The sequence below is a fragment of the Pseudomonas hamedanensis genome, assembly GCF_014268595.2.
Taxonomy (GTDB): Bacteria; Pseudomonadota; Gammaproteobacteria; order Pseudomonadales; family Pseudomonadaceae; genus Aquipseudomonas; species Aquipseudomonas hamedanensis.
Genome location: NZ_CP077091.1, coordinates 3749827 through 3774169, shown reverse-complemented (window position 1 = coordinate 3774169; position 24343 = coordinate 3749827). Strand labels below are relative to the sequence as shown.

Annotated in this window: 25 protein-coding genes; 9 read left to right on the top strand and 16 right to left on the bottom strand. The window is 60.1% G+C overall.

Going from position 1 to position 24343, the window contains the following annotated elements; all coding sequences use genetic code 11:
* Positions 1-53: 53 nt before the first annotated feature.
* Genes rimK through rimA form a run of 3 tightly spaced genes read right to left on the bottom strand, consistent with a single transcriptional unit; the run spans position 54 to position 2231 of the window.
* Positions 54-959, bottom strand: a complete 906-nt coding sequence (gene rimK / locus HU739_RS16330; RefSeq protein WP_007949201.1) for a 30S ribosomal protein S6--L-glutamate ligase — start codon at positions 957-959, stop codon at positions 54-56.
* Positions 956-1435, bottom strand: a complete 480-nt coding sequence (gene rimB, locus HU739_RS16325) for a retropepsin-like aspartic endopeptidase RimB (protein ID WP_456154056.1) — start codon at positions 1433-1435, stop codon at positions 956-958. The genes rimK and rimB overlap by 4 nt, the downstream gene beginning before the upstream one ends.
* 16 nt (positions 1436-1451) lie before the next feature.
* Positions 1452-2231, bottom strand: coding sequence for a S6 modification regulatory phosphodiesterase RimA (gene rimA, locus HU739_RS16320; RefSeq protein WP_186548554.1), 780 nt, complete (start codon positions 2229-2231; stop codon positions 1452-1454).
* 116 nt (positions 2232-2347) lie between these two features.
* Here rimA and HU739_RS16315 point away from each other — a divergent pair, with 116 nt between their 5' ends.
* Positions 2348-2755, top strand: a complete 408-nt coding sequence (locus HU739_RS16315) for an RNA-binding S4 domain-containing protein (protein ID WP_186548552.1) — start codon at positions 2348-2350, stop codon at positions 2753-2755.
* Positions 2756-2909: 154 nt separating this feature from the next.
* Here HU739_RS16315 and HU739_RS16310 read toward each other — a convergent pair whose 3' ends face one another.
* Positions 2910-3713 (bottom strand): phosphatase PAP2 family protein, encoded by an 804-nt coding sequence (locus HU739_RS16310; RefSeq protein ID WP_186548550.1) that lies wholly within the window; start codon positions 3711-3713, stop codon positions 2910-2912.
* Between the two features lie 107 nt (positions 3714-3820).
* Between HU739_RS16310 and hslO the strand changes: the two genes are divergently transcribed.
* The gene (hslO, locus tag HU739_RS16305) at positions 3821-4723 is read left to right on the top strand and encodes an Hsp33 family molecular chaperone HslO (protein WP_186548548.1); all 903 of its coding nucleotides are present in this window, start codon (positions 3821-3823) and stop codon (positions 4721-4723) included.
* Between the two features lie 181 nt (positions 4724-4904).
* Positions 4905-6446 carry a phosphoenolpyruvate carboxykinase gene (locus HU739_RS16300; protein ID WP_186548546.1) on the top strand — a complete coding sequence of 514 codons (1542 nt, stop codon included), beginning with the start codon at positions 4905-4907 and terminating at the stop codon, positions 6444-6446.
* 136 nt (positions 6447-6582) lie between these two features.
* Here the strand turns inward: HU739_RS16300 and HU739_RS16295 are convergent, their stop codons facing one another.
* The 3 genes from HU739_RS16295 to HU739_RS26910 all read right to left on the bottom strand — a co-directional run bounded on the left by HU739_RS16295 (position 6583) and on the right by HU739_RS26910 (position 7973).
* Complete coding sequence (locus HU739_RS16295) at positions 6583-6897, bottom strand: type II toxin-antitoxin system RelE/ParE family toxin (protein WP_186548544.1); 315 nt, start codon at positions 6895-6897, stop codon at positions 6583-6585.
* Positions 6897-7340, bottom strand: a complete 444-nt coding sequence (locus tag HU739_RS16290) for a hypothetical protein (RefSeq protein WP_186548541.1) — start codon at positions 7338-7340, stop codon at positions 6897-6899. The genes HU739_RS16295 and HU739_RS16290 overlap by 1 nt, the downstream gene beginning before the upstream one ends.
* 501 nt (positions 7341-7841) lie before the next feature.
* Entirely contained in the window at positions 7842-7973 is a 132-nt protein-coding gene (locus HU739_RS26910) for a hypothetical protein (RefSeq protein WP_264082126.1), read from the bottom strand.
* A 242-nt stretch (positions 7974-8215) separates the two neighbouring features.
* On the opposite strand from HU739_RS26910, the gene HU739_RS16285 reads away from it, so the two are divergent.
* From HU739_RS16285 to HU739_RS16275, 3 genes are all read left to right on the top strand, one after another.
* The gene (locus HU739_RS16285; protein WP_186548539.1) at positions 8216-10150 is read left to right on the top strand and encodes a RecQ family ATP-dependent DNA helicase; all 1935 of its coding nucleotides are present in this window, start codon (positions 8216-8218) and stop codon (positions 10148-10150) included.
* Between the two features lie 123 nt (positions 10151-10273).
* Positions 10274-11500 (top strand): 3-hydroxyacyl-CoA dehydrogenase, encoded by a 1227-nt coding sequence (locus HU739_RS16280; RefSeq protein ID WP_186548537.1) that lies wholly within the window; start codon positions 10274-10276, stop codon positions 11498-11500.
* 130 nt (positions 11501-11630) lie between these two features.
* Positions 11631-12062, top strand: a complete 432-nt coding sequence (locus HU739_RS16275) for an acyl-CoA thioesterase (protein WP_186548535.1) — start codon at positions 11631-11633, stop codon at positions 12060-12062.
* Positions 12063-12112: 50 nt separating this feature from the next.
* On the opposite strand, the gene HU739_RS16270 is transcribed toward HU739_RS16275, so the two are convergent.
* The 4 genes from HU739_RS16270 to HU739_RS16255 form a co-directional block, all read right to left on the bottom strand.
* On the bottom strand, positions 12113-12598 hold the full coding sequence (locus HU739_RS16270) for a glycine zipper domain-containing protein (protein ID WP_186548533.1): 486 nt from the start codon (positions 12596-12598) through the stop codon (positions 12113-12115).
* Positions 12599-12928: 330 nt separating this feature from the next.
* The gene (locus tag HU739_RS16265) at positions 12929-15277 is read right to left on the bottom strand and encodes an FdhF/YdeP family oxidoreductase (protein WP_186548531.1); all 2349 of its coding nucleotides are present in this window, start codon (positions 15275-15277) and stop codon (positions 12929-12931) included.
* Positions 15274-16110, bottom strand: coding sequence for a formate dehydrogenase accessory sulfurtransferase FdhD (gene fdhD / locus HU739_RS16260; protein ID WP_186548529.1), 837 nt, complete (start codon positions 16108-16110; stop codon positions 15274-15276). The genes HU739_RS16265 and fdhD overlap by 4 nt, the downstream gene beginning before the upstream one ends.
* A 92-nt stretch (positions 16111-16202) precedes the next feature.
* On the bottom strand, positions 16203-17090 hold the full coding sequence (locus HU739_RS16255; protein WP_186548527.1) for a LysR family transcriptional regulator: 888 nt from the start codon (positions 17088-17090) through the stop codon (positions 16203-16205).
* 138 nt (positions 17091-17228) lie between these two features.
* Between HU739_RS16255 and lysM the strand changes: the two genes are divergently transcribed.
* Positions 17229-17678, top strand: coding sequence for a peptidoglycan-binding protein LysM (gene lysM, locus HU739_RS16250; RefSeq protein ID WP_186548525.1), 450 nt, complete (start codon positions 17229-17231; stop codon positions 17676-17678).
* Positions 17679-17828: 150 nt separating this feature from the next.
* Here lysM and yrfG read toward each other — a convergent pair whose 3' ends face one another.
* Positions 17829-18491 (bottom strand): GMP/IMP nucleotidase, encoded by a 663-nt coding sequence (gene yrfG / locus HU739_RS16245; RefSeq protein ID WP_186548523.1) that lies wholly within the window; start codon positions 18489-18491, stop codon positions 17829-17831.
* A gap of 88 nt (positions 18492-18579) precedes the next feature.
* On the opposite strand from yrfG, the gene nudE reads away from it, so the two are divergent.
* Together nudE and cysQ are read left to right on the top strand one after the other, a co-directional pair.
* Positions 18580-19149 carry an ADP compounds hydrolase NudE gene (gene nudE, locus HU739_RS16240; protein ID WP_186548521.1) on the top strand — a complete coding sequence of 190 codons (570 nt, stop codon included), beginning with the start codon at positions 18580-18582 and terminating at the stop codon, positions 19147-19149.
* A gap of 7 nt (positions 19150-19156) precedes the next feature.
* Positions 19157-19984 (top strand): 3'(2'),5'-bisphosphate nucleotidase CysQ, encoded by an 828-nt coding sequence (cysQ, locus tag HU739_RS16235; protein ID WP_186548708.1) that lies wholly within the window; start codon positions 19157-19159, stop codon positions 19982-19984.
* A gap of 50 nt (positions 19985-20034) precedes the next feature.
* On the opposite strand, the gene HU739_RS16230 is transcribed toward cysQ, so the two are convergent.
* The 4 genes from HU739_RS16230 to rfbC are packed head-to-tail and all read right to left on the bottom strand — an operon-like array spanning position 20035 to position 24265.
* A complete protein-coding gene (locus tag HU739_RS16230) occupies positions 20035-20490 on the bottom strand; it encodes a thioesterase domain-containing protein (RefSeq protein WP_186548519.1) in 456 nt (151 codons plus the stop codon).
* Entirely contained in the window at positions 20487-21872 is a 1386-nt protein-coding gene (locus tag HU739_RS16225) for a sigma-54-dependent transcriptional regulator (RefSeq protein WP_186548517.1), read from the bottom strand. Before HU739_RS16225 ends, HU739_RS16230 begins: the two co-directional genes overlap by 4 nt.
* Entirely contained in the window at positions 21869-23677 is a 1809-nt protein-coding gene (locus tag HU739_RS16220) for a sensor histidine kinase (RefSeq protein ID WP_186548515.1), read from the bottom strand. The genes HU739_RS16225 and HU739_RS16220 overlap by 4 nt, the downstream gene beginning before the upstream one ends.
* A gap of 42 nt (positions 23678-23719) precedes the next feature.
* On the bottom strand, positions 23720-24265 hold the full coding sequence (gene rfbC, locus HU739_RS16215) for a dTDP-4-dehydrorhamnose 3,5-epimerase (protein ID WP_186548513.1): 546 nt from the start codon (positions 24263-24265) through the stop codon (positions 23720-23722).
* Positions 24266-24343 lie beyond the last annotated feature (78 nt).

Sequence of the window (24343 nt, the reverse complement as noted above, 5' to 3'; positions counted from 1 at the left end):
CGGGGCCGTCTCCTTGGCAGGGTGCGGCCCTTTTTTTATCTGTTTGCCAGACCTCAGCCCTTGCCCTTGGTGCGCGTCATGTTTGGCCCGCCATTCTTCTCCAGGTGTTCGATGATGATCCCCGCTACATTCTTCCCGGTGGTGGTCTCGATCCCTTCCAGGCCCGGCGACGAATTCACTTCCATGACCAGCGGCCCGTGATTGGAGCGCAGGATATCCACCCCCGCCACCGCCAGCCCCATGACCTTGGCTGCGCGCAACGCAGTCATGCGTTCTTCCGGGGTAATCTTGATCAGACTGGCGCTGCCGCCACGGTGCAGGTTGGAGCGGAATTCACCCGGTTTGGCCTGACGTTTCATCGCTGCAATCACCTTGTCGCCGACGACGAAGCAACGGATGTCCGCACCGCCAGCTTCCTTGATGTATTCCTGGACCATGATGTTTTGCTTCAGGCCCATGAAGGCCTCGATCACTGACTCTGCCGCCGTCGCGGTTTCGCACAGCACCACGCCGATGCCCTGGGTGCCTTCCAATACCTTGATTACCAGCGGTGCGCCGTTGACCATGTCGATCAGATCGGGAATATCGTCCGGCGAGTGGGCAAAACCGGTTACCGGCAGACCGATGCCGCGGCGCGACAGCAGTTGCAGCGAACGCAGTTTGTCCCGTGAGCGGGCAATGGCCACCGACTCGTTGAGCGGGAACACCCCCATCATTTCGAACTGGCGCAACACCGCACAGCCATAAAACGTCACCGATGCACCGATCCGCGGAATCACCGCGTCGAAACCTTCCAGCGGTTTGCCGCGGTAGTGGATCTGCGGCTTGTGGCTGGCGATGTTCATGTAGGCGCGCAAGGTGTCGATCACCACCATTTCATGCCCGCGCTCGGTTCCGGCTTCAACCAGACGGCGGGTGGAATACAGACGCGGGTTTCGCGACAGCACAGCGATCTTCATGCAACACCTGTGGAAAAGGTAGATACCGGGAACACCGGCTTGTCTTGTACATATTTGATGCCCGGATTGACCACCAACTGACCATCGATCAAGGCTTTGGAACCCAGCAGCAGGCGATAGCGCATGGACTTGCGGCAAGCAAGGGTGAACTCGACCGGCCAGACCCGGTCGCCGAGGGCCAGGGTGGTGCTGATCACGTAGCGCACTTGCGCATGGCCGTTGGAGCTTTTAATGGTCTTGCGCGTGACCAGCGGCGCTTCGCAACGCCGGTGACGCAATTGCACCACCGTGCCCAGATGCGCGGTGAAACGCACCCACTTTTCACCGTCGCGCTCGAACGGCTCGATGTCAGTGGCGTGCAGGCTGGAGGTACTGGCACCGGTGTCGATCTTCGCGCGCAGACCGGCGACTCCCAGACCCGGGAGCGCCACCCACTCGCGCAGACCGACAACGGTCAAATGATCAAATGTCTTCAATGAAAATAACCAACGGTTAACGCGTCCAGGCCTCGGATGGCACTTGGGCCAAGGCTTTGAATGCAGGTTTGGCGAACCAGTAACCCTGCATCAGAAATATTCCACAGTCCGCCAGAAAATCCCGTTCCCCGGCGCTCTCGATGCCTTCGGCAATGACTGTAACGTCCAACTCCGCACAGATTGTGACAATCCCCCGTACGATCGCCTGGCGGACACGGTCGTGATCGACATTGCGAATCAGCGCCATGTCGAGTTTGATCAGGTCCGGTTGGAAATCAGCCAGCAGATTGAGCCCCGAATAACCGGCACCGAAATCGTCGATGGCGGTCTTGAAGCCGAATTCGCGGTATTCACGCAGAATATTGGTCAAATGGCGATAATTATCTACATGCTCGCTTTCCACGCTTTCGAAAATCAGTCGGTTGATCGGAAAGTTGTGTTTTCTGGCGGCCTCCAGCGTGCTGCGGATGCACAGCTCTGGACGGTAGACGGCGTTGGGCAAAAAATTGATCGACAAGTGTGTCTGCATATTAAGACTGGCCGCACCTTCGATGGCGCGGGTCCGGCAGAGCTGGTCGAAACGGTAGCGGTTGTCTTCTGTAACCTGATTTAACACCGACAGTGCGCCTTCGCCCGCCACGCCCCGGACCAGTGCCTCATGGGCAAATACGGACTGGTCGCGCAGGTCAACGATAGGTTGATAGGCGAAGGCGAAATCGAAGTGCAGTGGCTCGCTTTCCTGGCAGCCTTGGCAGCCGTTTTGGGGCGAGGTTAAGGAAGAAGGAAATCGGGTCACTTGGTCACTCCAGGCCGCTCAGGCGGCGAAGATCACAGTTTATCTGGAGGGCTGGATTGTTGCGCCCGCCAGAAACGGTAGTACAGTTCCGACTACTGGCTGACTGAGGAATTCATATGGCGCAAAAACAGGAGGAGGACGACAAGGTCCGTCTCGACAAATGGTTATGGGCGGCGCGTTTTTATAAAACCCGTGCCTTGGCCAAAGCGGCGATAGAAAGTGGCAAGGTGCACTGTCGCGGCGAGCGCTGCAAACCGGGCAAAGAACCGCGCATCGGTGATGAGTTCGAGATTCGTACAGGTTTCGACGTGCGCACGGTGAGGGTCGAAGCCTTGTCGATCGTACGACGCGGCGCACCTGAGGCGCAGACGTTGTATTGCGAGACTGAGGCGAGCGTTGCCAAACGTGAAGCGGCTGCGGCGATGCGCAAGGCCGGATCTTTGGGCGTGAGCACCGATGGCAAGCCGAGCAAGAAGCAGCGGCGCGACTTGTTCAAGTTTCGTGGCAACAGCCACGACGATTAAGCGCTGAACGCAAGTTGTGGCGAGGGAGCTTGCTCCCGCCGGCGGCCGAAGGACGCCCTGTGCGGTCGGGCAGTGTTTGCAAACCACAAGCGCATCGTCCGGTTAGCGACTGCTGCGCAGCCGAGCGGGAGCAAGCTCCCTCGCCACAGGTTTGTCAGTTTGCGCGGGACACCACGCTCATCCGCGACACCATCGGCAACTTGCCCAGCAGGGCGAAAATCGGCGCGGTCAGCTTCAAGCAGAAGTTCGAAGCATGATAGGCAAACGGCGTGTAATAACCCCAACCCAACGCCCATACCGCCAGCAGCACACCGCCGATGTAATCGTCCTGACCCCAATGCGCGCCGGCCACCAGACGCGGCAGCATGAACAGCAGCGCCAAGCCCCAGACCGTCAGAAATTGCGCAACAGTGCGGCTGAACACACCCATGAACAGCGCCCAGATCAACAGCACCGAAGCGTGATCGCCGGGGAAACTCTGGCCCGAGCGGTCTTTCAATTCCCAGGTTTTTTCCAAGTGGGGAAAGTAGTCGCTGAGGTGCACGGCGCCCTCAATCACCATTGAGGGGCTGCTGTGCTGCCAGCCCATGTGATCGGCGAATCTGGAAAACAGCGCGCGAATCACCACCATCAACAGCAAGATCGAGAAAAAACCGAAGAATGCGCGACGTACATCAATCGACCGGAATACCCAGTCGCCCTTGATCAGCAGTGACAGCAGGATCAACCCGACAACGATGTCGAACGGACGCAGACTTGCAATTGCCCAGATGTGGAGCCATATCGGGTGGCTGGCCAATGGCATATTGAGCGAGCGGAACAGCCATTCGTCGAAAACCACACACAGCAGTTGGCCCGTGGGCCATAACCAGAAAGCCAGCAGCGCCAGTGGCACTACGTTGCACAGAACCAGCCGGCCGAGGTTCCACCTGGATTGGAACAAACCCGGATTGTTCATAAAATGCCTCCCATGGCGAAAAAGCGCCGGCCCCAAAAAAAGTGCCAGCAAGCGCAAATTTTCACGTTTTGTAACCATTTTGTCATCACATTCAGATACCCAGACCTATGACCGATCTAGCGGATACCGATTTCACTCAACGCTTCATCTTCGATGACAGCGACACTCGCGGCGAACTGGTGGCGCTGGAGCGCAGCTACGCCGAAGTCCTCGCCAAACACCCCTACCCGGAGCCGGTCGCGCAGTTGCTCGGCGAACTGATGGCAGCGGCTTCGTTGCTGGTCGGCACGCTCAAGTTCGATGGCTTGCTGATTTTGCAGGCGCGCTCCGAGGGCCCGATCCCGATGCTGATGATCGAATGTTCCAGCGAGCGCGAGATCCGCGGCCTGGCGCGCTATAACGCCGAGCAGATTGCTGCTGACGCCACCCTCAGCGATCTGATGCCTGACGGCGTTCTGGCGCTGACCGTCGATCCGACTGTGGGGCAGCGCTATCAAGGCATCGTCGACCTTGACGGCGAAACCCTGTCCGACTGCTTCACCAACTACTTCGTCATGTCGCAGCAGGTTGGCACCCGTTTCAAGCTGTACGCCGATGGCCGTCGCGCCCGGGGCATGCTGTTGCAGCAACTGCCGGCCGATCGCCTGAAAGACGAAGAAGATCGCGCCGCGAGCTGGCAGCACATCACCGCGCTGGCCAGCACGCTGGCGGCCGATGAACTATTGAGCCTGGACAACGAAACGGTGCTGCACCGTCTCTACCATGAAGAGCAGGTTCGCCTGTTTGATGTGCAGCATCTGCGCTTCAATTGCAGCTGTTCCCGGGAACGCTCCGGCAATGCGCTGGTCAGTCTTGGGCTGGAAGACGCGCAGGCACTGGTCGCTGAACAGGGTGGCAAAATCGAGATCGATTGCCAGTTTTGCAATGAGCGTTACGAGTTTGATGCCGCCGATATCGCTCAATTGTTTGCTGGCGCAGGCGTCGACACGCCGTCAGATACCCGGCACTAAAACGGTTCAGCGCAGGTAAATTCACTGCGTAATGACGGAATATCGCCGTTACGACGGGAGGACCCTACTCTTTTTGGGCTTTTCTGGCATAATCCGGCCCACTTTTTTCGCGGTAGTAGTGCACGACTTTCTACTACAAAACGTTTGGAGCACACTCGGCCACTGGCCGACGGGGAACCTCATGACGCAAGCCAATAACGCCGTGTACACCGATCTGAGTGTTGATGATCTGGTAAAAGAAGCCCTGCAACGCGGTGAGGGCGAGCTTGCCGATACCGGCGCTCTGGTTGTTCGCACTGGTCACCGTACCGGTCGTTCGCCAGTCGATCGTTTCATCGTTGAAGAGCCTTCCACTCAGGCCGCTATCGCCTGGGGCCCGATCAACCGCAAGTTCCCGGCCGACAAGTTCGATGCCTTGTGGAACCGCGTTGAAGCCTTCAACAACGCGCAAGAGCACTTCGTTTCCCACGTGCATGTAGGCGCGGCCGAAGATCACTACCTGGCCGTGAAAATGACCACTCAGACTGCCTGGCAGAACCTGTTCGGTCGTTGCCTGTTCATCAACCCGGCCCAGTACAACCCGGCTGGCCGTGAAGAGTGGCAAGTGCTCAACGTCGCCAACTTCGAGTGCGTGCCTGAGCGTGACGGCACCAATTCCGACGGTTGCGTGATCATCAACTTCGCGCAGAAGAAAGTGCTGATCGCCGGCATGCGTTACGCCGGTGAAATGAAGAAAGCCATGTTCTCGGTGCAGAACTTCCTGCTGCCGGCCGCTGACGTGCTGCCAATGCACTGCGCTGCCAACATCGGCGAAGAGGGCGACGTGACCCTGTTCTTCGGTCTGTCGGGTACCGGTAAAACCACCCTGTCGGCCGACGAAAGCCGTTACCTGATCGGTGACGACGAACACGGCTGGGGCGAAGGCGTTGTCTTCAACATCGAAGGCGGCTGCTATGCCAAGTGCATCGACCTGTCCGAGAAGAACGAACCGGTCATCTGGAAAGCCATCAAGCACGGCGCCGTGCTGGAAAACGTTGTCATCGACGATGCCAAGCACGCCGACTACACCGATGTCAGCCTGACCCAGAACAGCCGCGCCGCGTACCCGCTGGAACACGTTGCCAAGCGCTCCGAGAAGAACCTGGGCGGCGAGCCAAACGCGGTGATCTTCCTGACCTGCGACCTGACCGGCGTACTGCCACCTGTGTCGATCCTCAACGAAGAGCAAGCGGCCTACCACTTCCTGTCCGGCTACACCGCACTGGTGGGCTCGACTGAAATGGGTTCGGGCAGCGGCATCAAGTCGACGTTCTCCACCTGCTTCGGCGCACCGTTCTTCCCGCGTCCGGCCGGTGAATACGCCGAGCTGCTGATCAAGCGCATCCGCGGCTTCGGCTCCAAGGTTTACCTGGTCAACACCGGCTGGACCGGCGGCGGCTACGGTGTCGGCCAACGTTTCAACATCCCGACCACTCGCGCAGTGATCGCAGCGATCCAGAGCGGCGCGCTGATCGGTGCCGCCACCGAGCACCTCGACACCATCAACCTCGACGTGCCACTGGCCGTACCGGGCGTTGACACCAACCTGCTCAACCCACGTAACACTTGGGCTGACAAGGCGGCGTACGACGAGGCGGCGAAAGCACTGGCCGGTCTGTTCATCGAGAACTTCAAGAAGTTTGAAGTGAGCGACGCGATCAAGGCTGCTGGGCCGACGTTGTAAGATCGTAACGAATGAAAAAGCCGCCTTTTAGAGCGGCTTTTTTATGGGCGATGGTTCGCAATCAATTCATTCAGCGACTTTTCTTCTTAGGTGGCAGTACTCCTGCATTTTTTAACCTGATATGACCAGAGTACTGTCATTTATCGGTATTCCCGTCTTTGTAGGCGTCTCTCTCGATTGACGGCCAATGCTGCCGGGCATGCATGACTCGCAGCACTTCAACGCATTCTTTTTTAATCGTATAAACGACGACGTAGTTGGAGGCAGCAACGATTTCTCGTGTGCCTTCGACTCTGCCCTTTCTATATAAGGTCGGGCGTTGTCGTGCGATCTCTCCTTTTGATTCGAACATCTCGTCGAGATCCGCAGCCGCTTCCGGACTGTCTTGGCTGATACGTTCCATAATTCGGTCTCGGTCAACAAGCGCTTCCGGACGCCAGACCAATCTCATCAGTGTCCTCGTTGACGCAGGGCATCACGTTTGGCGGCAAATATTCGGCGAGCATCTTCATCGCTGACGCTTGGTCTCGGGTCATCGATGCTGATTTGTACCTGGCGCTTGAACCATTCTTCATAGGCAGCAGCTTCATGCGCTTGTTTCAACGCCTCGGAGCGATCCGGGCGAGCGTAGGTTTTCAACTGCAAAGGGTCATAGCCGGTGGCATCCACGTTGAACTGACGGATGCCCAAACCTTGCAAATAGGTCACTAGCGTTTCAAGTCGTTTGAACAGACGCACCTGACCGCTGCGTTGTGCAGTCAGCAAGCATTTTTCACGGCCATGCTGAATCTCAATCGACCAGCCGCCCGGTTTGGCGACGATATTTGTGCTGTTCACAGATCCGTTTCCAACCAGGCGAGCAAGGGTGCTGTGATCGATGGTTTCAGTGTTCATAAAGGCGAGCCCTTCGCTGAATGATGGCTCCCATCGTACGCAATCAATAGTAGTTTGCAAAATTCAACTCCTTGCGCTGCACACTGAGTGTTCAGCGGTGATGGTTGGTTGATATTGGGCCGGGGCTTGTTGAGCATTTATGTCTGCGCGACTTGCAGATCACAGCCGTCCTGGGTCAGCAGGCAGAGCGTGGGGGACATGGGGATGTCTTAAACGTCGGCTTGTTTGAAGCTCGAATCGGCTGGCCGGAACCCTTCGCGGCTTTGGCGGCGACAGCCACGACTATAGGTTCGTAGACCCAAGGCGCGATAGCCGACAAGGCGTCGTGTGGAGTAGGAGTAGGCCTAACATTATGTCGGACGCTCCTGTGTATGACTCAACGGTTTTAAACGCAGATGTTCGTCCGCGTAATATTCCAACTGACTTGCCGCCACACCCTCGCCAGTGGATAGATCGTGTCCTTGATCGCAGCGACCAGCTCGCCCTTGCTACCCATAGAACTCAGGTCTTGGGCGGCGCGTCCGTCGCCACTACCGTGGCAAGTTCCGGCAGGCCATCGGGAACCGGCATGCACCCGCCCAGCAGCAGGAACGCAATGAGGAGAGTGAGGGGCAACTTCAGTGTGTTCGACATGACCATTCCTTTATGTGATTGCACGCGCATCGGCCTTTATGTCGCGGTACGGGTGCTTGAGCGGGAACGTTAACGCGAGACTGAAAAACACCGCGATAAACAAAACCTGGCGTGTGTTTCAGGCCATGACCGGGTGTCTGGGCTGTATCATCCCGTATCGATTTGCCCCGCAAGCTTTTCTCGACTCGCTGTGATCGCCCGCTAGGCTGTTGGCATGACAGCGGTCAAAGGAGTGACAGCGAATGCACAACACCTTGGAACAGGTTTTTGGTTATCCACAGTTTCGGCCCGGCCAGGAAACGGCCATCACTGCAGTATTGGCCGGGCGTTCGGTGGCGGCGATTTTCCCCACCGGTTCCGGTAAGTCTCTTTGCTACCAGCTGCCCGCGCTTTTACTGCCACATCTGACGCTGGTGGTCTCGCCGCTGCTGGCCTTGATGCAGGATCAATTGGCCTTCCTCAAGCGCCACGGCATTTCGGCGGGCAGTATTGATTCGGCACAGAGCCGTGAGGATGCCAACGAGGTCATGGCCCGTGCGCGTTCTGGCGAGTTGAAGATTCTGATGATTTCCGTGGAGCGCCTGAAAAACGAGCGCTTCCGTAACTTTTTGCAGCAGGTGCCGATTTCGCTATTAGTCGTGGACGAGGCGCACTGCATCTCGGAGTGGGGTCATAACTTCCGTCCCGACTACCTCAAACTGCCGGACTACCAGCGCCAGTTCAACATTGCGCAGGCCTTGCTGCTCACCGCCACGGCCACGCCGAAAGTCATCGCCGACATGCAGAGCAAATTCGCCATCGCCCCTGAGGACGTGGTGACCACCGGTTTCTATCGGCCCAATCTGAATCTGCTGGTGGAGCCGGTACGCGGCCAGGACAAGCGCCGGCGACTGGTCGAGTGGATGGCCGAGCGCCCCGGGCAACCGAGCATTGTCTACGTCACGTTGCAGAAAACCGCCGAACACATCGCCGAGCACCTGGAGCGTAACGGCATCCAGGCCGAGGCTTATCACGCCGGTCTGCCCCACGATCGGCGAGAAGGCATTCAGCAACGCTTCATGGCCGGACGGTCGAACTGCATCGTCGCCACCATTGCCTTCGGTATGGGCATCGATAAGAGCGACATCCGCAACGTCGTGCATTTTGATTTGCCCAAGTCCATCGAAAACTACAGTCAGGAGATCGGCCGCGCCGGGCGTGATGGGCAGCCCTCGGATTGCCTGGTGCTGGCCAACCGCGACAGCCTCAATGTGCTGGAAAACTTCGTTTACGGCGATACGCCCGAGCGCGACGGCATTCGTTATGTTCTCGACGAACTGAAAGCCTCGGAGCCGGAAGGACAATGGGAGTTTTTGCTCGGCCCGCTGGCGGATCAAAGCAATATTCGCGCGTTGCCGCTGAAGACGTTGTTGGTGCAACTGGAGCTGCGCGGTCTGATCGCTCCGCGTTACGCCTACTACGCCGAGTACCGCTTCAAATATTTGCTGGAACCTGAAGCACTGCTCCAGCGCTTCGAAGGCGAGCGCAGGGATTTCGTCGCGGCGATCATCCAGACGTCACCGCGCGCACGAACCTGGGCCACGGTGAATTTCGAGGCCATGTATACGCAGTATTCCGCCGAGCGCAATCGCGTGGTGACGGCGCTCGATTACTTTCAGGAAAAAGGCTGGGTCGAGCTTGAAAGCAAGCAAATGACCGAGGTTTACAGCCTGCTGCACAGCGACTTCGACAGCGATGCCCTGAGCGCTGAGCTGCACGAGTATTTCTCCCGGCACGAACAGACCGAAGTGGCGCGGATTCACGCCATGCTTGAGGTGTTCGCCACTGAACGCTGCCTGGGTTATCGCCTGGCCGAGTATTTCGGTGATCACCATGCCCCTGAGCGTTGTGGCCATTGTTCGGTGTGTCATGGCCAGGTCGCACGATTGCCGGAGCCGCCAGCGTTGCCAGCGCTTGTGGATAAAAACTTTGCGGCGTTGTGTGGGGACTTTATCCACAAGCATGAACAGCACACGGGCAGCGTTCCGACGGCTGAACGCCTGACGCGGTTCCTGTGCGGTATCAGCGTACCGTTGTTCACCAAGCTGAAGGCGCGGGCGATCCCGGGGTATGCGGCGCTGGAGGAATATCCCTACGCGCAAGTGCGTCATTGGGCTGACGACCATTTGCTCGATTAACGAGGATTTCGCGAGCGCTGCATCCATCCGCTGAATGTCGCTCATCACGCTAATAAACTTCAAAAACCGCGACGGGCTGACTATGGTTGGGATCTGTCTTCGGATCGCCAACAAGAGAACAACATGAGCCAGACATCCTTCGATATTCAGCAGGCTGCCGTGATCGGCGCGGGCACCATGGGCCGGGGCATTGTCATGTGCCTGGCCAATGCCGGCGTGGCTGTGCAGTGGGTCGACAACAATCCACAGATGCTCGATCAAGCGCTCGACAGCGTGGCCGAGACTTACGCCCACAACGTGCGGCAGGGGCGGATCGATCAGGCCGAGGCCGATGCGCGTATGGCTCGGGTCAGTGCAGCGGCGGATTACTCAGCAATCCGCAACGTCGACCTGGTGATCGAAGCGGTGTACGAAAACCTTGAACTCAAGCAAAAGATCTTTCGTGAACTGGATGGCCTACTCAAGCCCGAAGCGCTGCTGGCGAGCAACACCTCGGCGCTGGACATCGATGCTATCGCGGCGGCTACGCGGCGCCCGACACAGGTGTTGGGTCTGCATTTCTTCAGCCCGGCGCACATCATGAAACTGCTGGAAATCGTGCGCGGTGCGCAAACTTCACCGGCAGCGCTGGAAGCTGCCTTGGCGTTAGGCAAACGCATGAGCAAAGTCAGTGTCGTGTCGGGCAACTGCCACGGTTTTATCGGCAACCGCATGCTGCATCCGTATGTTCTGGAGGCACGCAAGATGCTGCTTGAAGGCGCTTATCCACATCAGGTTGACGCGGCGCTGCAGGGTTTCGGTTTTGCCATGGGCCCGTTTCGCATGTACGACGTGGTGGGCATCGATCTGGAATGGCGCGCCCGCGACCTGGCAGGCAAAGGGCAGGATGCGCCGGAGGTCCAGGTGGATAACCGCTTGTGCGAAATGGGGCGTTTTGGTCAGAAGTCTGGCAATGGCTACTACCACTATGAGCCGGGAAGCCGGCAGGCCGAGCATGATCCTGAGGTGGATGCGCTGGTATTACGCGTCAGCGAGGAACTGGGTTTCCAGCGGCGCGAGATCGGGCCTGACGAGATCCTGGAGCGCTGCCTGCTGGCCCTGGTCAACGAAGGCGCGAAGATTCTTCAGGAAGGCATTGCCGGGTCGGCCCATGACATCGATCTGGTGTATCTGAACGGCTATGGGTTTCCCGCCGACAAGGGCGGGCCGATGGCCTGGGCGGACCGGCAAGGGCTGGCCGCTATCCATCAGCGCTTGCTGGCGCTGGAGACGCGGCAGGGCGATCAGTGGCAGCCGGCGCGGTTGATCGGCGATTTGGCAGCGCAGGGGAAAGGGTTTGCTGAGCGTTGACACTGCTCGTCCATGCTGACGTCTTCGCGAGCAGGTTGGCCTATTCCATTGTGGGAGCGAGCCTGCTCGCGAAAGCCATATCCGGATTATGAATTAGACTCGCAGAAATACTCTTGGGAATTGCCGATCAATGTCCAACCCCACGCCTCAACGCACCGACTACCCACACTTCCAGCCCATCACCACGCGCTGGCACGACAACGACGCTTACGGTCATGTGAATAACGTCACCTATTACAGCTTCTTTGACACGGCGGTAAACACCTACCTGATCCAGGTCGGCGGTCTGGATATCCATGACGGTGAGGTGGTGGGATTCGTGGTCAGCTCGGCGTGCGATTACTTCGCGTCGATCGCTTTCCCGGATCTGATCGAGATCGGCTTGCGGGTAGGCAAGCTGGGCAACAGCTCGGTGCAGTACGAACTGGCGGTATTCAAGGTGGGCGAAAGCGAAGCGTGTGCGGCGGGGCGGTTCGTGCATGTGTTTGTGGATCGTGCGAGTAATCAGCCTGTGCCGATTCCTGCCGGGTTGCGCGGGGCGTTGGAACGACTGGTTATCTAGCCGAAAAAAATCGCAGCCCTGGGGCTGCGATTTCTATTCAAGCCTTCGCCTTAATCGTGGCGATAGTGCTTGTGGTGCTTGCGATGGCCGTAAGCGTGGCCGCGACCTGGGTGGCCACGGTCGCGATAGTAGCGACGATCGTCATAGCGGCGATCGTAGTGACGATCATCGTCGTCGCTCTTGTTGCCCATGTAGTTACCCAGCGCGCCACCCGCGCCGCCGCCTGCGGCGGAGCCGATCAGGCTGCCGGTGGTGCCGCCCAGGCTGCGGCCAACCACGTTACCGCCCGCTGCACCCAGTGCACCGCCGATGGCGGCTTCGCCACGGCTGCGTTTGTCTGCGCCGACTGCGCTACCACCCGCGCCGCCCAGGGCTGCGCCGATAGTGGAACCTGTGTTGCCGCCTAACGACTGACCGACGACCGAGCCAAGAACCCCGCCCAATGCGCCGCCCACACCTGCTTCGGTGGTGCCTCCGGCAGAAGCTAAGCCACTGACCAGGCCAAGGGACAACAAGAGAATCGAGGAGAACTTCATAGAGGATGAGCCTCAAAGGGATGACGGCGCCGATCCTGAGGCTCTGCGATGGGCGTGACAATCAAAATCCGACGAATAACACGACTTGTATACAATATTGCAAGTTACTGTTTTTTCACCGGAACTTAACCGGTTTTCGCCGGTCTTTAGCTACTTCGGACAGGCCGTTTTTATGCAAAAACGGCCTTTTTTGTGGGCGGTCGAAAAGGGACTGAGCTTAGAAATTCATCGCCTGAATCGACGCCTTCGCGAGCAAGCCCGCTCCCACATTTGAAACGCATTCCAGGGTGGGAGCGGGCTTGCTCGCGAAGGGGCCAGTTCAAGCGCCGGTTAAGCCGACCTGGCCATGATCAACCCCGTCTCACTCGCCGCTTCCAGCCGGATCGCAATGAACTTGGAAGTCGGCGTGTGGCTGCCATCGCCCGTGCTTTCCAGCGGCACCAGCGGATTGACTTCCGGATAGTACGCCGCCGCCTGTCCTGCGGGAATATCGAACGCCAACAATGTAAAACCTTTCACCCGGCGCTCACGTCCATCGTCCCACAGCGACACGATGTCGGCCTTCTGTCCTGGCCGGAAGCCCAGGCGGATGATGTCGGCCTCGTTGACAAACAATACGTCACGCTGGCCCTTCACTCCGCGATAACGGTCGTCGAGGCCGTAAATCGTGGTGTTGTACTGGTCGTGTGAACGCATCGATTGCAGGATCAGATCCGGCAATTGCCCGGTGGCGCGGGTGCGTTCGTGGACCAGGTCTTTTGGCAGCTGATTGGCGCGGAAGTTGGCGCGGCCCGAGGGCGTGTTCCACTTGCGTGCACCGGCCGAGTTGCCCAGATAGAAGCCGCCCGGGTTTTTGATCTTTTCGTTGAAGTCTTTGAAGTTCGGGATCGTGTCGGCGATCAGTTCGCGAATGCGCCCGTAATCGGCCACCAGCCAGTTCCAGTCTACCGGCTTGCTGCCCAGTGTCGCGGCGGCGATGCCGGCGATGATCGACGGTTCCGAGCGCATCTGGTTCGACAGCGGCTGCAACTGGCCGTTGGAGGCGTGAACCATGCTGAACGAATCTTCGACGGTCACCGCTTGCGGGCCTTCGCTCTGGATGTCGATGTCGGTCCGTCCCAGGCACGGCAGGATCAGCGCATCTTTACCGTGAGCCAGGTGACTGCGGTTGAGTTTGGTGCTGATTTGCACGGTCAGGTCGCAATTGCTCAGTGCTGCGAAGGTGCGCGGACTGTCCGGCGTGGCCTGGGCAAAGTTGCCGCCCAGACCGATGAAGACTTTGGCGCGACCCTCGGCCATCGCATGGATCGCCTCGACCACGTTGTGACCGTTGTGGCGCGGCACCTTGAACTGAAAGCGCCGCTCCAGCGAATCGAGGAATGCCACCGGCGGACGCTCGTTGATGCCCATGGTGCGGTCGCCCTGCACGTTGCTGTGGCCGCGCACCGGGCACAGACCGGCACCCGGCTTGCCGATGTTGCCGCGCAGCAGCATCAGGTTGGCGATTTCTTGAATGGTCGGCACCGAGTGGCGATGCTGGGTGATGCCCATCGCCCAGCACATGATCACGTTCTTGCCTTTGGCGTACATGCGCGCGGCTTGCTCGATTTCGACCAGCGTCAGACCGGACTGCTCAACGATTTGCTCCCAGGGTGTGTCATCGACCACTCCGAGGTACTCCAGCACGTTGGTACTGTGGGCATTAAGGAAATCGTGATCGAACACCGCCGGCTCGCCGGCCTTCTGCGCGTCGCGTTCCCATTGCAGGAGGAACTTGGCCATGCCGCGCAATACCGCCATGTCGCCGCCGAGGGCCGGGCGGAAATACGCAGTGTTGGTCGGCTTGTCACCGTTGGTGAGCATTTCGATCGGGTGCTGCGGATGCTGGAAGCGCTCCAGGCCGCGCTCTTTCAGCGGATTGACACACACCACCTGAGCGCCACGCTTGACCGCTTCACGCAGAGGTTCAAGCATCCGCGGATGGTTGGTACCGGGGTTCTGGCCCCAGACGAAAATCGCATCGGCGTGTTCGAAATCATCGAAGGTCACCGTGCCTTTACCAACCCCGACGCTCTGCGCCAACGCCACGCCGCTGGCCTCGTGGCACATGTTCGAGCAATCCGGGAAGTTGTTGGTACCGAAGGCGCGTACGAATAATTGGTAGAGATAAGCCGCTTCGTTGCTGGCGCGCCCTGAGGTGTAAAACTCGGCTTGGTCCGGACTCGACAGGCTCTGCAGATGCCTGCCGATCATGGCGAAGGCATCGTCCCAACTGATCGGTTTATAGCGATCGGTCTCGGCGTCATACACCATCGGCTCGGTCAGACGGCCCTGGTATTCAAGCCAGTAATCGCTCTGCTCCAGCAGCGACGTAACACTGTGCTTGGCGAAGAATTTGCCATCCACACGGCGCTTGGTCGCTTCCCAGTTAACCGCTTTGGCGCCGTTCTCGCAGAACTTGACCATGCCGCTTTCCGGCGAATCGCCCCAGGCGCAACCCGGGCAGTCGAAACCGCCGTTCTGGTTGGTCTTGAGCATCATGCGCAAGTTCTTCAGGGCATTGTCGCTGGTCAACCAGGCCTGAGCCACACTGATCAGGGCGCCCCAGCCGCCGGCGGCGCCTTTGTACGGCTTGTAACGCGGGACAGGTTTCTGGTCGGCTTGATGATGTTGGCTCACGCTTGATTCTCCATCGCGGGGCTGTACACCCGCGGCGCACTTTTCTGCGGCAGGTGGATGAGATTGAGGTTGTGGCGCCGGGCCCATTGCACGGCAAGGCCCGTGGGTGCGGACAGGCTGACTAACGTCTGAATGCCGGCACGCAACACTTTCTGAATCAGTTCGAGGCTGCAACGGCTGGTGACGATCGCCAGCCCGCCTGTTGTGCAAATCTTCTGACGGATCAGCCCGCCGATCAGCTTGTCGAGGGCGTTATGCCGACCGATGTCTTCGCGGCCCAGCAGCAGTTCTCCGCTGGCGTTCATGAACACCGCCGCGTGTACCGCGCCGCAATGCTGGCCGAGCGGCTGGAAGGCGCCGATGCGTTGGCGCAGGCCATCCAGCCATTCGATCGGCGGCAACGCCGCGCCAAGCAACACCTTGAGAGCAGGGAGGGCTTGCTCGACAGCTTCTACACCGCACAGACCGCAACCGCTGGTGCCGGCCAACTGGCGACGTTGCTGTTTGAGGTTCCAGAAGGCGCGGTTGGCGATGGTCACTTGGGCGTATTGCGCTGAGCCGGCAGCGGTCAGTTGCAGGTCGTAGATATCGCTGGCGTGTTCAATGATGCCGCTGCCAAGACTGAAGCCGACGATGAAATCTTCAAGGTCGGTCGGCGTCACCAGCATCACGGCCTGGCTGATGCCGTTGTAGGCAATCGCCAACGCGACTTCCTCGGCGAGCGCAGTGCTGGCCGATTCCTCGCGGGGCAAATCGCTGTAACTGTACGTCTGGCTGGCGGTCGCGGGCGTTTCGAGTGCAGGCGCCGCGCAGGCTGGGCGCTTGGCGTTCATGGCATCACCGACGGTTTGATCAACGTTAAGACTAGGCGCGGCAAGATGTCGCGTCTAATCGCTATTACCGATCTACCGATAGATGCCGTCGATCAAGCGTCTTCGGGCAATTTCTGGTACAGCGCGAAACAGGCTTCCGCCAGCGCCGAACGCGGCGCGCCGCGGCGCATGATCAGGCCCAGCGGGGCGAGGGTGCGGGCGTTTTCGATCGGGTGCAGACGCAGGTGATCGGCCAGCGTTTCCGCACCGCCATCCAGCGGCATGATCGCGCAGCAAAAACCGCCGTGTACCGCTTGCAGCAATTGATGGACGGCGTCGGTTTGCAGCAGCGGTTGCGGCGTCAGACCACGGCTGTGGAAGTTGTGGTCGATGGACTGGCGAAAGTGCATGCCGCTGGTGAGCATGCACAGCGGCAATTCAATCAGCGCCTCCCAGCTCAGCGGCGCCTCGCCAAACGTGAAGGAGCGCTCGTCGTAGAGCAAACCCATGCGCGTCTCATTGAAGGCCAGCGATTCGAATCGCTCATTGTCCAGACGCTCCAGATACGACACACCGATATCGATGCGGTTGTTCGCCAGATGTTCAAGCACCTGCTCGGAGCTCAGTGACGACAGCTCGAAGCGCAGCTCCGGGTGCGCGGCGTGCAAACGCTGCATCAGCGGCAACGGATCGAAACTCGACAGCGGCACCACGCCCAGACGCAGCGTACCGATCAGGTTACCGCGACACGCCGCCGCCTCGGCCTGTAAGCCGTCGTACGCCGCAAGCACCGTGCGTGCCCAGGCCAATACGCGTTCGCCCGGTGCGGTAAAACCTTCGAAGCGCTGGCCACGGTTGACCAACGGCAGGTCGAGTTCCTCTTCGAGGCTGCGCAGGCGCATCGACAGGGTCGGCTGGGTGATGTGACAACGCGCGGCGGCCTGGCCGAAATGGCGCGTTTCGTCGAGGGCGATGAGGAATTTCAGCTGCTTGATGTCCATCTTCGCTCCGGGCGGTTGGCGGGGTGCGACGATTCTACCGCCTGCGGCGCGGCAGCGTCATTGGTCGGACTGGAACCGGGATTGTCCGGGGTGGTCTAGGCTTGTGCGACTGACCTTTTATTCCATGGAGAGAACGCAATGAGCCTATTCAGCTTTTTGAAAGATGCCGGTGAAAAAATCCTCGATGCCCTGACGCCGGACAAGGCCGAAGCCAACAGTGCAGCATTGACCAAGCATGTGCAGGAAGCGTTGACCGGTATCGACACATCGAAGATCCAGGTCAAGGTTGAAGGCGAGAAGGTCATCGCTACGGGTGAAGCGGCCAGCCAGGAAGAGAAAGAGAAGATCCTGTTGGCGTTGGGCAACGTGGCTGGTGTGAGTGGCGTGGACGATCAGATCACCGTGACCGGACCGGTGGTGGTGGCAGCCGAATTTGTCGAGGTCAAAGCAGGCGACACACTCAGCGCAATTTCGCTGCGCGTCTATGGTAACGCCAACCAGTACCAGAAGATTTTCGAAGCCAACAAACCGATGCTCAAGGATGTGAACAAGATCTATCCGGGGCAAAAGCTGCGTATTCCGAAGTAGTTCGCAACCCTGTGGCGAGGGAGCTTGCTCCCGCTGGGCTGCGCAGCAGCCCCAGACCGACAAACGCGGATTGTCTGACACCGCGTTTTTCGGGTTTCGGGAGTCCTTCGGCCTCCAGCGGGAGCAAGCTCCCTCGCCACAGTTCGGCGTTTATAAACCGGCAATCAAATGGCGGTAATCCTCCACCGCAGCAAATTCCGCCGTGTCCTTCGGCCCCTTGCGGCTGTCCGGCTCTTTCACCGCGAGCAAATGCGCCACGCCAAAATCCCGCGCGCTGCGCAGGATCGGCAAGGTGTCGTCGATAAACAGGCTGCGCGCCGGATCAAAACCGATGTCCGCCTTCAGGGCATCCCAGAACTGCGGATTTTCTTTCGGATAACCATAATCATGCGAACTGATCAGCCGTTCGAAGTACGGCGCCAGTTCGATTCTTTCCAGCTTGAGCGACAGCGAATCGCGGTGCGCATTAGTGATCATGATCACCCGTTTGCCGGCACGCTTGATCGCGTCGAGAAAGGTATCGGCATCCGGGCGCAGGGCAATCAAGTGCGCGGTCTCCTGTTTCAGCTCGCGCACCGACAGCTTCAGTTCCGCACTCCAGAAATCCAGGCAATACCACTGCAACTGGCCGGCGTGGCGCTCGAACAGCGGCTGCAACTCCATCTCGGCCATGGCCCGGCTGACGCCGTGCAGTTCGGCATAACGCTGGGGCAGATGTTCCAGCCAGAAGTGGTTGTCGAAGTGCAGATCCAGCAACGTACCGTCCATGTCCAGCAGAACGGTATCGATGTCGGACCACGGTAATGAAGGCATGGCAACGTCTCGAACAGTAGAAAGATATCCGACGCAAACAATCGGGAAAGCCGCGTTATAGTAGCGCGTTCACGCCAAGGAGCTTTGCATGCGCCAGAAACCCACCGTACTTGCCCGCGAGATTGTCGCCACCAGCCGCCTGTTTTGTGTCGAAGAGCTGAAGTTGCGTTTTTCCAATGGCGTGGAGCGCACTTACGAGCGCCTGGTCGGCAAAAGTGCAGGTTATGGCGCGGTGATGATTGTGGCGATGCTCGACGCCGAACATGCGGTGTTGATCGAAGAATATTGCGGCGGCACGGACGAATACGAACTGTCGCTGCCCAAGGGCCTGATCGAGCCGGGCGAAGACGTGCTGGCGGCGGCTGAGCGCGAACTCAAGGAAGAGGCCGGTTTTGGCGCGCGGCAATTGGAGCATCTGACCGAGCTGTCGCTGTCGCCCGGTTACATGAGCCAGAAGATCCAGGTGGTGCTGGCGACCGATCTCTACGAAGAGCGGCTGGAGGGCGACGAGCCGGAGCCGATGCGGGTCGACAAGGTCAATCTGCGCGAATTGTCGGCGCTGGCGCTCAACCCGCAATTTTCCGAAGGGCGCGCGCTGGCGGCGCTTTATTTGACCCGCGATCTGCTGAGCCAGCGCGGGGTGTTCAATTATGAGTGAGACGTCGATGAATTTCCCCCATCCCCTGATGGCACCCGTGGTGCAACTGGCCTTGCAGTCCGGCGAGGCGATTTTGCCGTTCTGGCGCGCCGGTGTTGAAGTGACGGCCAAGGCCGATGATTCGCCGGTGACGGCTGCCGACATGGCTGCGCACCACATCATCGTTGCCGGCCTGACAGCGCTGGATCCGAGCATTCCCGTGTTATCCGAAGAAGACGCCAATATCCCGCAAAGCGTTCGCGCCGGATGGCAGCGCTGGTGGCTGGTCGATCCGCTGGACGGCACCAAGGAATTCATCAGCGGCAGCGAAGAATTTACCGTCAACATCGCGCTGATCGAAAATGGCCGAGTGGTGTTTGGCGTGGTGACGATGCCGACCAGCGGTCGTTTTTACGTTGGCGGTGCCGGGCTCGGTGCCTGGCGCGGCGACAAGGGCGCCACGCCGGTCGCGATCCAGGTGCGCGATGTCCCGGGGCCGGGAGAAGCGTTCACAGTGGTCGCCAGCCGCCGGCATTCCAGTGCCGAGCAAGAGCGTCTGCTGGCGGGGTTGAGCGCAAGTCTCGGTGAGCTGCAACTGGCGAATATCGGCAGCTCGTTGAAGTTTTGTTTGCTGGCCGAAGGGGCTGCCGATTGCTATCCGCGACTGGCGCCGACCTCGCAGTGGGACACGGCGGCGGCGCAGGGCGTTCTGGAAGGGGCGGGGGGCGAGGTGCTGGATCTGAACGGTGAAGCGTTTTGTTACCCGGCGCGTGAATCGTTGTTGAACGAGTTCTTTCTGGCATTGCCGGCGAAGGCTGCATGGCGCGCGCGGTTGTTGGAGCTGGCTCGCTCCTGAGATCAACAGATCGTCCGAACGCGGCCCGAGCCTTCGGACGATCTTTTGCCTCAACGGTGCAAAACGTACTGCCCGGTAAACCTCACCGCATCGTCTGCAGTTCCCGCATTCACAATCCGCGTATCGAGCGCCAACCTCGCCCGGCCATAACGCCGATACATCGCCACAAACCGCTTCCATACCGCTGCCTCCGGTGCTGGACAAATCGCCACGGCGTCGCCCGTCACAGGGAGCGGATAATGGATCTGCCCTTCTTGAATCACGATGTGTCCGTCTTCAATCCCTTCTTCTTTCAAGCGCAGATGCAGCCAGCCCCAACCCGCCAGCACCGCGCCGCAGTACAGGCTGCCGCCAAACATGGTGCTCTTGTGATTGACGTTGGGCGCAAGCGGCAAGCGCAGGCTCAATTGCTGCTCACGCCATTCAAGCACCTCAAGACCCATCTCGGCGGTCAGCGGAATGTCGTGATGCAGCACCGTTTGCAGATATTCCCTTTCGCTGCTCATTCGTTGTCTTCCCCGTGGCTGCTGTCGCCAAAATTCAGGCCGTGCTTGCGCAGCTTGTCGTGCAAGGTTTTGCGAGGAATACCCAGCGCTTCCGCGAGGCTGCGCACTGAGCTGTGCGAGCGTGCCAATTCTGCGGCAATCAACGACTTTTCGAAATTTTCCACCTGCTCGCTGAGGCCGCCGTGGATGACCGTGGCGGGCGTGCCGCCAGGGCCTTCGGCAGCGCCGTTGTCCAGCGCCAGTTCCAGGCCGAGGGCAAAGCGCTCCGCGGCATTCTGCAATTCGCGGACGTTGCCCGGCCAGGTATGGCGCAGCAGCAACGCACGTTGTGCCGGTTGCAGTTCGTGGGGCGGCAAGCCGTGGCGGGCGCTGGCTTCATCGGCGTAATGCTGGAACAGCATCAGCGCGTCTTCGCCACGCTCGCGCAGCGGCGGAATGCGCAGCGGCGCGACGTTGAGGCGGTAATACAAGTCAGCGCGGAAACGGCCTTGATCGGCGGCCTGACGCAGGTCTTCCTTGGTGGCGGCGATGACCCGGATGTCCAGCGGGATCAACTGGTTGCCGCCCAGGCGTTCGACCACGCGCTCCTGCAACATGCGCAGCAGCTTGACCTGCACGTCCATGCTCATGCTTTCGATTTCATCGAGAAACAGCGTGCCGCCATTGGCGAATTCGAATTTGCCGATTCGGCGCTTCTGCGCGCCGGTGAATGCGCCGGGCTCGTGACCGAACAGTTCGCTTTCCACCACCGACTCGGCCAGCGCGCCGGCGTTGATCGCCACGAACGGGCCGTTGCGGCGGCTCGACAAGTCGTGCAGTGCGCGGGCGACGACCTCTTTGCCGGCGCCGGTTTCGCCGAGGATCAGCACGTCAGCCTTGGTCGCTGCCAGGGCGCCGATCTGCTCGCGCAGGCGCAGCATCGGCGTCGAGTGGCCGACCAGCCGCGCACTCAGTTCGTTGCGATCGCTGAGGGCCAGGCGCAGGCTGCGGTTGTCCAGTACCAGGCGGCGCAGCGACAGGGCGCGGCGCACGCTGTCGAGCAGGGCATCGCTGGCAAACGGTTTTTCCAGAAAGTCGTAAGCGCCGGCGCGCATCGCCTGCACCGCCAATGGCACATCGCCGTGGCCGGTGATCAGCAGCACCGGCAACTCAGGATCCTGCGCGTGCAATTCACTGAGCAGTTCGAGGCCGTCCATGCCCGGCATGCGAATGTCGCTGACCACAACGCCCGGCCAGTCACGCTCAAGTTGTGCGGCCAGGCCCTTGGCTTCGGACAGCGGCAGGATTTTCAGACCGGCCAGATCCAGTGTCTGGCCGAGGGCCTGGCGCAGATGTGGATCGTCGTCGATCAGCACCACCTGAATGCGATTGTCGATGGTCATGCACTTCGGTCCTCGGACGGTTGCAGGCTGACCCCGGGTGCGCCGGCGCGCAGGCGCAGGGTGATCAGGGCGCCGCCTTGTTTGTGGTTGGCGAACGACAGTTCACCGCCAAAGGCGCGCATCAGGGTTTCACAGATGGCCAGGCCCAGACCCAGGCCCTGGGTGCGCGTCTTGGTGGTGTAAAAGGGCTCGCTGGCGCGCCCCAGGGCTTCCATGCAGAACCCCGGGCCGTTATCGCGAATGTACAGATTGACGCCGTCGGCGGTGGCTTCGGCACTCAGCCAGAGTTTGCGCGGCGGGCCTTTTTCGGTCAGTGCGTCGAGGGCGTTGGCCAGCAGATTGCCGAGCACCTGGCGCAGACGCGTCTCGCCGGCTTCGACCCAGAGCGTGGCGGCCGGCAGATCGCGGATCAGTTCGACTTCCATGCTGCGCCGACGTTTGGCCAGCAACGCCAGCGCATCGTCCAGCGCCGGTTGCAGGGCGACGCTTTCCGGGGCGTGGCGATCACGGCGGGCGAAAGCGCGCAGGTGGGCAATGATCGAGGCCATGCGCCCGGTCAGTTCGCTGATCAGTTTAAGGTTGCCGCGGGCGTCTTCGGTGCGCTGATGATCAAGCAACACTTCGGCGTTTTCCGCGTAACTGCGAATCGCCGCCAGCGGCTGATTGAGTTCGTGGCTGATGCTCGCGGACATGGTGCCCAGCGCCGACAGTTTGCCGGCCTGAACCAGATCGTCCTGAGCGCGCACCAGTTCCTGCTGCGCCTGTTCGCGCTCCAGCACTTCCTGTTTCAACCGGCGGTTGAGGCCTTCGAGATCGCTGGTGCGTTCGGCGACCCGGCCTTCCAGCTCGCGGCGGGCCTTGGCTTCAAAGGCGATGCGCTCCAGATAATGGCGGCGACGCTGCATCATCAACCCCACCAGCAGCATCACCACCAGCAGGGTGGCGCCGCCGATCGCGACAACGGTGCGCACCGGTCGATCGATCAGCGTGCGCGGGGCGAGAATGCTGACGCTCCAGCCGGTTTCGGCGATGTCGTGGGTCTGTGTCAGCCAGGCGTCGGAACTCAGGTTGAGCGGCCGTGGTTCGCGGGTCGGGTAGGGCTGGATTGCGGTGATCGCCGCACGCTCGGCATCGCTCAGCGTGCGGGTTGCGCGAAAACGCCATTCCGGGCGCGAGGTCAGGATGACCACACCGTTGTGGTCGGTGACCAGCAGCTGTTCCGGGGTTTTGCCCCACAGGCTTTCGGTGTGGTCGAGGTCGACCTTGATGACCAGTACGCCGATGATCGTTTCGCCCTTGCGCACAGCCGCGGCGAAAAAGTAGCCGCGTTTGGCCGAGGTGGTGCCGAGCCCGAAAAAGCGCCCCAGGCGCCCGGCCATGGCTTCGCTGAAATACGGCCGGAAGGAAAAATTGCGGCCGACGAAGCTGTCGCGTTTGTCCCAGTTTGACGCTGCCAGGGTCTTGCCTGAAGTGTCCATCAGGTACATGACTTCGGCGCCGGTCTGCGCCGCGATGTTGTTCAACAGACGATTGGCGTTGCCTTGGGTAACGCCGTCATCAGGCGCTCCGAGTACAGCGCGCAGGGCCGGCAGGTCGCCGAGGATCTGCGGCAACACTTCGTAGCGGTGCAGGGTGCCCAGCAGGTTGGCAACATAGAGGTCGAGGGTCTGGCGGTTCTGGCTGGCCAGTTCGCTGCGGTAATAGCGCTCGGCTAGATGTTCCAGTGGCCACAGCAGTGGCGCCAGGCACAGGGCCAGCAGCGCGAGGCTGCGCCAGCGGGGTCTGTGGGGGAGAGTGGGTTTCATAAGCCGGTTGCGCCTGAGGTGACAGGCGCATTATGCCCGGCCTCAAGCGAAGACGTCAGCGTCCTTGAGCAGCGCGGCAGCCGCATCCTTGGCCGACAGCTTCGGCGCTTCGTCCAGTTGCCAGTCGATGCCCAGCGCTGGGTCATCCCAGCGAATGCTGCGCTCGGAAGACGGGTCGTAGTAGTTGGTGGTCTTGTAGAGGAATTCTGCGAACTCGCTCAGGACCACGAAACCATGGGCGAAGCCTTCCGGTATCCACAACTGACGGTGATTCTCAGCGGAAAGACGCACCGTCACCGACTTGCCGAAATGCGGCGAGCTGCGGCGGATGTCCACAGCCACGTCAAGCACTTCACCGACGGTCACGCGGACCAGTTTGCCCTGAGTGTTTTGCAGTTGGTAATGCAGGCCACGCAACACGCCTTTTTGCGAACGAGAGTGGTTGTCTTGAACGAATTGGGTATCCAGACCGGTCGCTTCCTGGAACGCCCTGGCGTTGAAGCTCTCGTAGAAAAAACCGCGCTCGTCGCCGAAAACCTTGGGTTCGATGATCAGAACACCGGGCAGATCGGTGGTGATTACATTCATGAGAGTTTCCATTGATAGGGTGTGAATGGGCGACATTCTTGCGCAAAGTGCCGAAGGGTGCGAGCGTCGGGTGGAAAT

Coding starts and splice junctions, on each gene's coding strand:
- rfbC (WP_186548513.1), bottom strand. CDS start 24,265: ATGAATGTAATCACCACCGATCTGCCCGGTGTTCTGATCATCGAACCC.
- rimK (WP_007949201.1), bottom strand. CDS start 959: ATGAAGATCGCTGTGCTGTCGCGAAACCCGCGTCTGTATTCCACCCGC.
- HU739_RS16220 (WP_186548515.1), bottom strand. CDS start 23,677: ATGAAACCCACTCTCCCCCACAGACCCCGCTGGCGCAGCCTCGCGCTG.
- HU739_RS26910 (WP_264082126.1), bottom strand. CDS start 7,973: ATGTCGAACACACTGAAGTTGCCCCTCACTCTCCTCATTGCGTTCCTG.
- HU739_RS16295 (WP_186548544.1), bottom strand. CDS start 6,897: ATGAGATTGGTCTGGCGTCCGGAAGCGCTTGTTGACCGAGACCGAATT.
- nudE (WP_186548521.1), top strand. CDS start 18,580: ATGCGCCAGAAACCCACCGTACTTGCCCGCGAGATTGTCGCCACCAGC.
- HU739_RS16300 (WP_186548546.1), top strand. CDS start 4,905: ATGACGCAAGCCAATAACGCCGTGTACACCGATCTGAGTGTTGATGAT.
- hslO (WP_186548548.1), top strand. CDS start 3,821: ATGACCGATCTAGCGGATACCGATTTCACTCAACGCTTCATCTTCGAT.
- HU739_RS16255 (WP_186548527.1), bottom strand. CDS start 17,090: ATGGACATCAAGCAGCTGAAATTCCTCATCGCCCTCGACGAAACGCGC.
- HU739_RS16230 (WP_186548519.1), bottom strand. CDS start 20,490: ATGAGCAGCGAAAGGGAATATCTGCAAACGGTGCTGCATCACGACATT.
- HU739_RS16275 (WP_186548535.1), top strand. CDS start 11,631: ATGTCCAACCCCACGCCTCAACGCACCGACTACCCACACTTCCAGCCC.
- HU739_RS16280 (WP_186548537.1), top strand. CDS start 10,274: ATGAGCCAGACATCCTTCGATATTCAGCAGGCTGCCGTGATCGGCGCG.
- HU739_RS16285 (WP_186548539.1), top strand. CDS start 8,216: ATGCACAACACCTTGGAACAGGTTTTTGGTTATCCACAGTTTCGGCCC.
- cysQ (WP_186548708.1), top strand. CDS start 19,157: ATGAATTTCCCCCATCCCCTGATGGCACCCGTGGTGCAACTGGCCTTG.
- HU739_RS16270 (WP_186548533.1), bottom strand. CDS start 12,598: ATGAAGTTCTCCTCGATTCTCTTGTTGTCCCTTGGCCTGGTCAGTGGC.
- yrfG (WP_186548523.1), bottom strand. CDS start 18,491: ATGCCTTCATTACCGTGGTCCGACATCGATACCGTTCTGCTGGACATG.
- HU739_RS16290 (WP_186548541.1), bottom strand. CDS start 7,340: ATGAACACTGAAACCATCGATCACAGCACCCTTGCTCGCCTGGTTGGA.
- HU739_RS16315 (WP_186548552.1), top strand. CDS start 2,348: ATGGCGCAAAAACAGGAGGAGGACGACAAGGTCCGTCTCGACAAATGG.
- HU739_RS16225 (WP_186548517.1), bottom strand. CDS start 21,872: ATGACCATCGACAATCGCATTCAGGTGGTGCTGATCGACGACGATCCA.
- HU739_RS16310 (WP_186548550.1), bottom strand. CDS start 3,713: ATGAACAATCCGGGTTTGTTCCAATCCAGGTGGAACCTCGGCCGGCTG.
- fdhD (WP_186548529.1), bottom strand. CDS start 16,110: ATGAACGCCAAGCGCCCAGCCTGCGCGGCGCCTGCACTCGAAACGCCC.
- lysM (WP_186548525.1), top strand. CDS start 17,229: ATGAGCCTATTCAGCTTTTTGAAAGATGCCGGTGAAAAAATCCTCGAT.